The 9,436-nt window shown below is 70.4% G+C and carries 9 protein-coding genes and 1 tRNA gene; 7 read left to right on the top strand and 3 right to left on the bottom strand.

Translation table 11 applies throughout. The features are described 5' to 3' along the window. Positions 1 to 345 precede the first annotated feature (345 nt). Complete coding sequence (locus FSW06_RS10235) at positions 346 to 1,068, top strand: hypothetical protein (protein WP_010122696.1); 723 nt, start codon at positions 346 to 348, stop codon at positions 1,066 to 1,068. Positions 1,069 to 1,176: 108 nt separating this feature from the next. Further along, positions 1,177 to 1,833 (top strand): L,D-transpeptidase, encoded by a 657-nt coding sequence (locus FSW06_RS10230; protein WP_010122697.1) that lies wholly within the window; start codon positions 1,177 to 1,179, stop codon positions 1,831 to 1,833. 192 nt (positions 1,834 to 2,025) lie between these two features. Here the strand turns inward: FSW06_RS10230 and FSW06_RS10225 are convergent. Further along, positions 2,026 to 2,110 (bottom strand) — tRNA-Ser (locus FSW06_RS10225). Positions 2,111 to 2,199: 89 nt separating this feature from the next. Between FSW06_RS10225 and FSW06_RS10220 the strand changes: the two genes are divergently transcribed. Continuing rightward, positions 2,200 to 3,189 carry an NAD(P)H-quinone oxidoreductase gene (locus FSW06_RS10220; RefSeq protein ID WP_010122698.1) on the top strand — a complete coding sequence of 330 codons (990 nt, stop codon included), beginning with the start codon at positions 2,200 to 2,202 and terminating at the stop codon, positions 3,187 to 3,189. Positions 3,190 to 3,222: 33 nt separating this feature from the next. Here FSW06_RS10220 and FSW06_RS10215 read toward each other — a convergent pair whose 3' ends face one another. Beyond that, positions 3,223 to 4,506: an aminotransferase class V-fold PLP-dependent enzyme gene (locus FSW06_RS10215; RefSeq protein WP_010122699.1), complete on the bottom strand. Its 1,284-nt coding sequence runs from the start codon at positions 4,504 to 4,506 to the stop codon at positions 3,223 to 3,225. A gap of 255 nt (positions 4,507 to 4,761) precedes the next feature. Between FSW06_RS10215 and wzm the strand changes: the two genes are divergently transcribed. From wzm to FSW06_RS10200, 3 genes are read left to right on the top strand one after another with little or no spacing between them, the layout of a single operon-like run. Next, complete coding sequence (wzm, locus tag FSW06_RS10210) at positions 4,762 to 5,640, top strand: galactan export ABC transporter permease subunit Wzm/RfbD (protein ID WP_050802073.1); 879 nt, start codon at positions 4,762 to 4,764, stop codon at positions 5,638 to 5,640. Then, the gene (gene wzt, locus FSW06_RS10205; RefSeq protein ID WP_476580426.1) at positions 5,610 to 6,440 is read left to right on the top strand and encodes a galactan export ABC transporter ATP-binding subunit Wzt/RfbE; all 831 of its coding nucleotides are present in this window, start codon (positions 5,610 to 5,612) and stop codon (positions 6,438 to 6,440) included. The genes wzm and wzt overlap by 31 nt, the downstream gene beginning before the upstream one ends. 12 nt (positions 6,441 to 6,452) lie before the next feature. Continuing rightward, positions 6,453 to 6,962: a GNAT family N-acetyltransferase gene (locus tag FSW06_RS10200; RefSeq protein WP_010122809.1), complete on the top strand. Its 510-nt coding sequence runs from the start codon at positions 6,453 to 6,455 to the stop codon at positions 6,960 to 6,962. A gap of 31 nt (positions 6,963 to 6,993) precedes the next feature. On the opposite strand, the gene FSW06_RS10195 is transcribed toward FSW06_RS10200, so the two are convergent. Next, positions 6,994 to 8,223 (bottom strand): SAM-dependent methyltransferase, encoded by a 1,230-nt coding sequence (locus tag FSW06_RS10195; protein WP_010122811.1) that lies wholly within the window; start codon positions 8,221 to 8,223, stop codon positions 6,994 to 6,996. A gap of 152 nt (positions 8,224 to 8,375) precedes the next feature. Here FSW06_RS10195 and glfT1 point away from each other — a divergent pair, with 152 nt between their 5' ends. Continuing rightward, the gene (gene glfT1, locus FSW06_RS10190) at positions 8,376 to 9,311 is read left to right on the top strand and encodes a galactofuranosyltransferase GlfT1 (RefSeq protein ID WP_010122813.1); all 936 of its coding nucleotides are present in this window, start codon (positions 8,376 to 8,378) and stop codon (positions 9,309 to 9,311) included. Positions 9,312 to 9,436 lie beyond the last annotated feature (125 nt).

Raw genomic sequence — 9,436 nt, 5'->3', positions numbered from 1 at the left:
GCGGGGACGGGGTACGGGGAGGGACGCCGATGGTGCGTCCTCGTCCGGTGTCCCTGCCGGTAGTCGTCGCCACGGTGGGCGCCGATGCAGTCAGTGCAGTCACCGACCCGGGAACCGGTGCTGTGGTGGGCACGGTCGCGGGCCGCCGGGCGAGCTGTCGTCAGTGCTCTGCCAGTACTCAATGGTGTATTTGTATCGTAGCGCCTGACAAGCGAAACACGTAATGATCAGGCTAATCTCATATTTCGGATGCTCGATTCCCATCATATGGACGCTTTGTAACATGCGTGTTTCCTGAGGGTTTCGTTCGCGTTGAATTCCGGCGGTGGCCTACGATGGACCACCGTGAAAGACCCGCTCCGCATTCCCGGCGTCCTCGCCGCCCTCGGCCGCGCCTGGGAGGCACAGCCCGACCTCACCCTCCCCCAGCTCTACGGCCAGCTCGAGGCCCGCGGCATCGCCTGGAACTCCACCGACGACGAAGTCACCACCGCCCTCGGTGACCTCACCGCCGACCACCCCGGCCGGCTCGCCGACATCCCCGGCGCGCCCGAGACCACCCGCGTCCTCGTCGTCACCGAGCAACCCGACCAGCGCATCACCGTCGACGGGACCCGGATCGCGGTGCGCCGCGCCCCGGCGCCCGGCAGCCACGGCCGGGTGCCGCAGCCCGTCGTCTGGACCCACCACGGGATCCGCCGGTGCACCGTCGGCCAACCGCTCGTCGTCCTGGATTCCGCCGACATCCCCCACCACCTCGGCCTCGTCGCGAACCTGACCGCCGGGAGCGCGGACCCCGCGCCCGTCTCCCTGACCGGACTGCGCCGACGCGACCTCGACGGCCACGTCTACCTCATCGAACTCGACGGCGACGAGCTCGCGGGCACCACCGTGCTCGTCGACCGCACCCTCTGGCTCTACGACATCGGACGCCGCGACGTCCGCACCGACCGGCTGTCCTGGGCGCGGCTCATCGCCGGTGACATCGGGGAACCGCTGGTGGTCGCACTGCAGAACGGGCGGACGCTGCGACTGCCGGAGGTCACGGGCATCACCGTGCTGGAGTGACGCCGGGGTGCGGCCGGAGTGTGGCCGGAATGAAACCGGAATGTGACCGGCGGGGGTGGTGTGCGCGACGTACCCTGGGAACCACTGACAACCCCGGAGGTGGGAAGCATGAGATCGCTCCTGAAATACCTGACCGCAGCCGTCGGCGCCGTCCTCGCCCTCGCGTTCGCCCCGACCGCCGCCGCGCAGGCGCTGCCGGAACTGCCGCAGCTTCCGCAGTTGCCGCCGATCAGCGTGCCGCAGCTGCCCGGCCTGCCGGATCTCCCGGCGCCGCCGGCACCTCCGGCACCCGGTGACAATGCCACACCGGCACCGGCCCCTGCCCCTGACCCGGTGCCTGCGCCGGCTCCCGCACCGGCCCCGGCTCCGGCACCTGATCCCGCCCCCGCGCCGGCACCGTGTGCGGTCCAGGCGAAGGCGTGCATCAACCTCACCAACCAGACCGCCTGGCTGCAGGACGGCGCCGGGAACATCGTCCGCGGCCCGGTGCCGATCAGCTCCGGCAAGCCCGGCTTCGAGACCCCGGTCGGGACCACCCAGGTCACCCGCAAGGTGATCGACGAATGGTCGGTGCCCTACAACGCGCCGATGCCCTACTCGGTGTACTTCTCCGCCGGCACGACCTACCCCGGTGACATCGGCATCGCCTTCCACGAGGGCGACCCCGGCGTCCTGTCGAACGGCTGCATCCATCTCCTGCACGATGACGCAGTGGCCTTCTTCGACTGGCTGCAGCCCGGTGACGTCGTCGACGTCGTGGCCTGACCGGATCCGGCCCCGCCCAGGGCGTCCCGACCCGCGCCAGGTGTGCGATGAGGGGGCGGTCCGGAAGGCCCGGCACCACCCGGTCGACGTACACCCGGCGTCCCCGCACAGCGGGTGAGCCCGGATGCGCCGGACGGCACAGACCCCCGCACCGTCACGGGTGCGGGGGTCTGTGCTGTCCGGGTGTTCCTGCGGAGACGGCGGGATTTGAACCCGCGGACGATCACTCGTCGCCGGTTTTCAAGACCGGTGCATTCGGCCGCTCTGCCACATCTCCCTGCCACCGGTACCGGCACGGTCGACCGTGCCGCGGCAGCGCCGACAATCCTAGCGCACCGCGGGCGGGACGCCGTTAGGCTGGGCACCATGAAGGCGATCATCCAGACTGACCCCACCGACCCCTCCGCCCTGTCCTGGCAGGACACCCCCACCCCGACCCCGGCGTCCGGCGAGGTCCTGGTGCGCGTCACCGCCGCCGGGCTCAACCGGGCGGACACCCTCCAGGCCCAGGGCCACTACCCGCCGCCGGCGGGGGTCACCGACATCCTCGGACTGGAGGCCACCGGCATCATCGAGGACGCCAACGGCTGCGTCCGACCCGACGGCACCCCCTGGCAGGCCGGTGACGAGGTCGGGGCACTGCTGTCCGGCGGCGGCTACGCGGAATTCGTCACCGTCCCCGTCGGCCAGCTGCTGCCGGTCCCCGAGGGATACAGCCTCCTGGAGACCGCCAGTGTCATCGAGGTCGCCTGCACCGTCTGGTCGAACCTCATGATGACCGCCCACATCGACGAGGGCGACACGGTCCTCATCCACGGCGGCGGGGGCGGCGTGGGCCTCTTCGCCGTCCAGGTGGCCACCGCCCTGGGCGCCCGGGTAGCGGTCACCGCCGGCAGCCAGGAGAAACTCGACGTCTGTGCCGGCTACGGTGCCGACATCCTCATCAACTACCACGACGAGGACTTCGCCGAGGTCATGAAGGAGGAGGGTGGTGCGGACGTCATCCTCGACATCATCGGCGCCAAGTACCTCGACCGGAACGTGAAGTCACTGGCCAAGGACGGGCATCTCGTCATCATCGGCATGCAGGGCGGGGTGAAGGGCGAGCTCAACATCGGCCGGCTGCTCAACAAGCGGGGGAACATCTCGGCGACGGGCCTGCGCTACCGCGATCTCGATGACAAGGCCCGGATCGTCACCGAGACGGTCGCGAACGTGTGGCCGATGCTCGCCACCGGGCAGGTCCGCCACCACGTCGACCGGGTGCTTCCCGTGCAGGACGCCGCCGCCGCGCACCGGTCACTGCTCGCCGGGGAGATCACCGGCAAGGCGGTGCTGCAGGTCACCGAGGGGTGACGGCGGGCCGGCGGGGAGCCGGGTGGAACCCGGCTACACGATTCCGCCGATGACGCGGACCAGGTGGTCCACATCGAAGCGGGTGTTGTGCGGGGCCAGGGCGACACACACCGCGCCGCCCATCTCCGCGACCCCCATCTGGTCGAACAGGGCGCTGTCCTCCAGCCCCACGACCTGGGCGACCACACCGTTGTCCAGCAGGCGGGCGCCGACGAACGCGGCGTCCAGCCCGGGGACGAGGAAACTGACGCGCGGCACGCGGTCGGAGCCGGTGAACGACGAGCCGTAGCCCTCCCCGTCGGCGCCGATGACGTGCACGCCACCGAGACCCTGCAGCCCGTCGACGAGGTGCCGGGCCAGGCCCAGCAGGTAGTCCTCCGCACCCGGCAGGGAGACCGCGAGGCGCTCGCGGCGGGTCCCCGTCGCCGCCTCGTCGAGGGAGGCGAGGTGGTCGACGGTGGCGGGCACCGCACCGAGCAGTCCCGGGCTCACCGCACCGCGTTCGAGGGCGGCGAGGCGGCGGGCGGCGAGGGCGTCCGGATCCGGGGTGGAGTGCCGGCCCGTCCGGGCCTCCACGAGCTTGAGTTCGCCGAGCATGGCGGGATCCCGCACGACCATCGCCCCGACCTCCGGGCCGCCGAGCGGCGCGAAGTCGAGCACGACGACATCCGCACCCCAGGCGGCCATGTCGATCGTCCGGTAGGGGGCGACCGCGGTGGCGTCCACCACGAGCCAACCGCGCGATTTCGCGTGCAGCTGGTCGGCGATCCGGCGCACGTCGGTGACCGTGCCGAGGTGCGCATTCGCCGCGGTGACGGCGACGACCGACGTCTCCCAGCCGATGAGGTCGCTGTACTGCCACGTCGGCAACGTCCCGGCGGTGAGGTCCGCCTCCGCCCACCGGACGGTCGCCCCGTAGAGGTCGGCGGCCAGGACCCAGGGGTCGATGTTCGCCGGCTCATCGGAGCGGGACAGGACGACCTCCCGGCCCATCCGCAGTTTCGCGGGCATGACCGTCGCCAGCGAGCTCAGCAGCGCCGCCCGGTTGGGGCCGAGCACCACGCACTCCGGCCGCGAGCCGACGAGATCGGCGACAGCGCGGCGGGCGGCGGCGACATAGTCGTCCCCCCGGGTCAGACCGACGGCGGTCCCCTCGTCCCCGTCGACCCCGTTCGCCTGCAGCGGCGCGGCACGGAACGCGCGGGAGACGGCGGAACTCACCTTCTCCGGCACCTGGGCGCGGTGCCCCGCATTCAGATAGGTCCACCCGTCGGACAATGAGACGTAGAGCCCCCGGGCCCTCGCAGCATCGAACACTCCAGACGCACCTTCCAGCCCACTTATCGGCCAGGGTCCTGCGTCCTGGCTCCACTTCCTGTTGATCGGACCCGATACTACCGCCCCCACCGGACAGCGCCGCAAGGGCGCAACAGCCGCCTACCCCGTCCCTGCCCCGTACCCGCCCCGTCTGCCGGGTTTTGCCGCGGACGCCGCCGGGCAAGGTACCGTTGTCACGTGTCCGAACCAGAGAAACCCCAGAACGACCCGGTGGCGGCCCCGGAGACCGGCGGCATCGCCCTGTCCCCGGAATTCGAACGTTTCGTCACGACGCCGGAGGGGACAGTCCCCCCGCCGTCGACGTCACAGACCTTCGGCGCCGCATGGGACGACCTCAAGCGGGGCTTCGCCCAGCGCGAACTGTGGCTCGCCCTCGGCTGGCAGGACATCAAGCAGCGCTACCGCCGCTCCGTCCTGGGGCCGCTGTGGATCACCATCGCCACCGGCGTGATGGCCACCGCCCTCGGCCTGCTGTACTCCCTGCTGTTCAACATCGACATCAAGACGTTCCTGCCGCACGTCGCCGTCGGCCTGATCCTCTGGGGATTCATCGCCGGCTGCATCAACGAGGGCTCGCAGGTCTTCATCGCCAACGAGGGCCTGATCAAACAGCTCCCCAGTGCGTTGAGCGTCCACGTCTACCGGCTGGTGTGGAAACAGTTCCTGTTCCTGCTGCACAACCTGGTGATCTGGCTGGTCCTGCTGGCGATCTTCCGCATCCCCGTCGGCTGGGAGGTCATCCTCGCCGTCCCGGGCCTGGCCCTGCTCGTCGCCAACGGCGTGTGGGTGACCATGTTCTTCGGCATCATCGCGACCCGGTTCCGCGACGTCGCCCCACTGCTCGAATCCCTGGTGCAGCTGCTGTTCTACATGACCCCGATCGTGTGGATGGACTCCACGCTGAAGGACCGGGTCGGCGACCTCGGCAACAAGGCCTACCTCGCCGAGCTGAACCCGCTGTACCACTACATGGCCGTCGTGCGCGGCCCCATGATCAACGAACCCGTCGCCCTGCGCTCCTGGATCATCGTCGTGGTCCTCACCGTGCTCGGCACCCTGTTCGCCATGATCTTCATGCGGCAGTGGCGCGCCCGCGTCAGTTACTGGGTTTAAGGAGAGTCCCCTTGGTTTCGATCGACACCTACAACGCCTGCGTGGACTTCCCCATCTTCGACGCGAAGTCCCGCTCCCTGAAGAAGGCCTTCCTCGGCGCCGCCGGCGGCGCCATCGGTCGCAACGAGGACAACACCGTCGTCGTCGAGGCCCTCCGCGACGTCAACATCCACCTCGAGGAGGGCGACCGCATCGGACTGGTCGGCCACAACGGCGCCGGCAAGTCCACCCTGCTGCGGCTGCTCTCCGGCATCTACGAGCCGACCCGCGGTTCCGCCGTGGTCAAGGGCCGCGTCGCCCCCGTGTTCGACCTGGGTGTGGGCATGGACCCGGAGATCTCCGGCTACGAGAACATCATCATCCGCGGCCTGTTCCTCGGCGAGTCCAAGCGCTCCATGCAGAAGAAGATGGACGACATCGCCGAGTTCAGTGAGCTCGGCGACTACCTCGCCATGCCGCTGCGCACCTACTCCTCCGGTATGCGCGTGCGCCTCGCCCTCGGTGTGGTGACCTCCATCGAGCCGGAGATCCTGCTGCTCGACGAGGGGATCGGCGCGGTGGACGCCGCATTCATGGCGAAGGCCCGCGAGCGGCTCTCCGCCCTGGTGGCCAAGTCCGGCATCCTCGTGTTCGCCTCGCACTCCAACGAGTTCCTGGCGCAGCTGTGCGACTCGGCGATCTGGGTGAACCACGGCGAGATCAAGTCCTGCGGCCCCGTCGACGAGATCGTCGGCGACTACGAGGGCCCGGACGCCAAGGAGCACGTGCGGCACGTGCTGCGCGACCTGGGGCGGCTGTAGGGGTTCCCACAGGTGCGCACCGCCACCGCGGCCGACATCCCGGCCGTCCGCGACCTGGAACGCCGGGCCGGTGAACCGTTCCGGGCGATCGGGCTGCCCACCATCGCCGACGACGAACCGCCCGCCGTCGCCGATCTCGTCGCGGCGGTCGACCGGGGCCGCATCACCGTCATCGACGGCACCGGCGCCGGAGAGCCCGACCTGGTCGCCTGGCTGTGGCTGTCGGAGGCCGACGGTGACCTCCTCATCGAACAGGTCTCGGTGGACCCGTCCTGCCGCGGCAGGCGCCTCGGCACCGGCCTCATCGGACACGCCGTGGACCTCGCCCGTGCCGCAGGACGCCCTGGCGTGGGTCTCACGACGTTCCGTACCGTGCCGTGGAATGCGCCGCTGTACCGGCGGCTCGGGTTCTCCGAGCTGACCGACGACGAGCTGGGCCCCGACCTGCGCCGGATCCGGGATGCCGAGCGCGCGGCGGGGCTGGACGTCGCCCCGCGGGTCGCGATGCGGCGGACAGTCTGACCACCCCGGGCAGCACCACTCCCCCGCCGCGCTACCGCACGTACTCCAGCTGCCCCACGTCGATGTAGTGCGCAGCGAAGCCGGCCTCGCAGTAGCACAGGTAGAAGTGCCACAGCCGCTGGAACGCCGGGTCGAACACCGCCCCGGTCGCCCCGTCGTGCAGCTCCTCCACCGCACCGGACGCCGCGGCGTCCCGGAAAGCGACATCCCAGCGCCGCAGCGTCTCCGCGTAATCCTCCCCGAAGCTGAACCGCATGCCCAGGTGCAGCCCCGCCCGCTGCGCCGCCTCATTCAACGCCGTCACCGAGGGGATCACCCCGCCGGGGAAGACATAGGTGGTGATCCACGTGGCGGCGTCCGAAGTGGCGAGCATGCGCTGGTGGTCCATGGTGATCGCCTGGATCACCGCCCGCCCGCCCGGTGCCAGCCGGTCGTGCACGACCTGCATGTAGCTGTCCCAGTACTCCGCGCCGACGGCCTCGATCATCTCGATGGAGACCACCGCGTCATAGGTCCCGGTGGTCTCCCGGTAGTCGCAGAGGTCGACGTCGACCAGGTCGGAGAACCCCTCGTCGGCGATGCGCCGCCGGGCGAGGTCCGCCTGCTCGGTCGACAACGTCACCGACCGGACCTGCGCACCCCGGCGGGCGGCGTGCAGCGCGAGCTCGCCCCAGCCGGTACCGATCTCGAGGACCCGGCTGCCCTCCCCCACGCCCGCCCGGTCGAGGGCGCGCTCGACCTTGGCGTCCTGCGCCTCGGCGAGGGTGCGCTCCGGATGCCCGCCGAACAGGGCCGAGGAGTAGCTCAGCCCGGGGTCGAGGAACGTCGCGAAGAAGTCGTTGGACAGGTCGTAGTGGGCGCTGATGTTGCGCTTCGCCCCGCTGACGGTGTTCTTCTGTGATGCGGGACGCCGCGCGTTATAGAACCCGCGGAAGGTCTGCATCCATCCCGGGACCAGCGACGCCATCTTCCGGCACAGGGCGGTCAGCGTGCCGGCGAGGTCGGCGGACTCCCAGTCGCCGGCGACATAGGATTCGCCGAAACCGGTGAGCCCGCCGACGCCCAGCCGGGTGTAGAAGTCCCGTGGCCGGATGAGGACGAGATCGGCGTCCGGCCGGTCCGCCGCGGTCCCCACCGTGATCCCGGTGAGCCGTGCCGCCCGCCGGACGATCCCCTCCGCGACCCGGGCCGCCACCCGCGCATACCTCCCGGTCGGCACCGCTGGGTAGAGAACCTGCTGTTCAGCGGTCTTCTGGGTCATTCGCTCTCCTCCGTGTGATGTCGGCGTGCGTGGCGCGTCGAGTGTGTCCCGTCTCCCACCCGAGCATAGGCGTTGCCGCCGGACGCCGCCGCCGACCCACACCGGGACAGCGCCGGACGGGGCCGGACCGGGCCCGTGGCACAATGAGTTCCATGTCAGACGCCAGCCCAGCCAGCCCAGTCAGCACCGCCCTCCTCGACCGCACCGGCACCACCGCCGCGGTCATCGTCACCCACAACCGGGTCGAGCTGCTGCAGGGCTCCCTCGGCGTGGTCTGTTCCCAGACCCACCCGGTGGACAAGGTGATCGTGGTCGACAACGGTGCCGATGACGCGGTGCGCGAGCTCGTCGAGCAGACCGCCGGCGACCGGGCCGTCTACGTCCCGTCGAAGACCAACCTCGGTGGCGCGGGCGGCTTCGCCCTCGGTTTCCTCACCGCCCTGTCCCTGGGGATGGACGCCGTGTGGTGCGCCGACGACGACGGCCGCCCCGCCGATGAGCAGGTGCTGGAGACGCTGTACCGGGTGGCTGAGGCGAACGGGCTCGCCGAGGTCTCCCCGGTCGTCTGCAACATCGACGAACCCGGCCGGCTGGCCTTCCCGCTGCGTCAGGGTGTGGTGTGGCACCGCTACCTGTCGGAACTGGAGGGTGACTTCCTGCCCGGCATCGCCAGCCTGTTCAACGGGGCGCTGATCAGCGCGGCGGCGATGGAGGTCATCGGTGTGCCGGACTACCGGCTGTTCATCCGTGGCGACGAGGTGGAGTACCACCGTCGCCTGGTGCGGTCCGGCCTGCCGTTCGGCACCTGCCTGACGACCGCCTACCTGCACCCGGACGGCTCCGACGAGTTCCGGCCGATCCTCGGCGGGAAGATGCACACCCAGTACCCCGACAGCGCGTTCAAGCGCTACTTCACCTACCGCAACCGGGGGTTCCTCATGAACCAGCCGGGGATGCGGCGGCTGCTGCCCCAGGAGTACGCCCGCTTCGGCTGGTACTTCCTGGTGCAGCAGAAGGACCCGAAGGGGTTCCTGGAGTGGCTGCGGCTGCTGCGGCAGGGGCAGCAGGAGAAGTTCTACCGGCCGTAGGTTCCGGCCCCCGGCGTCCTTCCCTGGACCGTTCCCGGAGCTGTCCCCGCCGGACCCGCCGGACCCGGAAAGTGTTACCAGCTACGGGACCCCGGATCCGGCGTTTCCCCAGGTCGCAAAATTTT

The sequence above is a fragment of the Corynebacterium nuruki S6-4 genome (assembly GCF_007970465.1).
GTDB lineage: Bacteria > Actinomycetota > Actinomycetes > Mycobacteriales > Mycobacteriaceae > Corynebacterium > Corynebacterium nuruki.
Note: the sequence above shows the minus strand (reverse complement) of the source record. Positions and strands in the feature narration are given on the sequence as shown.

What these genes read in the sequence shown, in the direction of transcription:
- glfT1 (WP_010122813.1), top strand. Translation starts at nt 8,376, where the DNA reads ATGTCAGACGCCAGCCCAGCCAGCCCAGTCAGCACCGCCCTCCTCGAC.
- FSW06_RS10230 (WP_010122697.1), top strand. Translation starts at nt 1,177, where the DNA reads ATGAGATCGCTCCTGAAATACCTGACCGCAGCCGTCGGCGCCGTCCTC.
- FSW06_RS10220 (WP_010122698.1), top strand. Translation starts at nt 2,200, where the DNA reads ATGAAGGCGATCATCCAGACTGACCCCACCGACCCCTCCGCCCTGTCC.
- FSW06_RS10195 (WP_010122811.1), bottom strand. Translation starts at nt 8,223, where the DNA reads ATGACCCAGAAGACCGCTGAACAGCAGGTTCTCTACCCAGCGGTGCCG.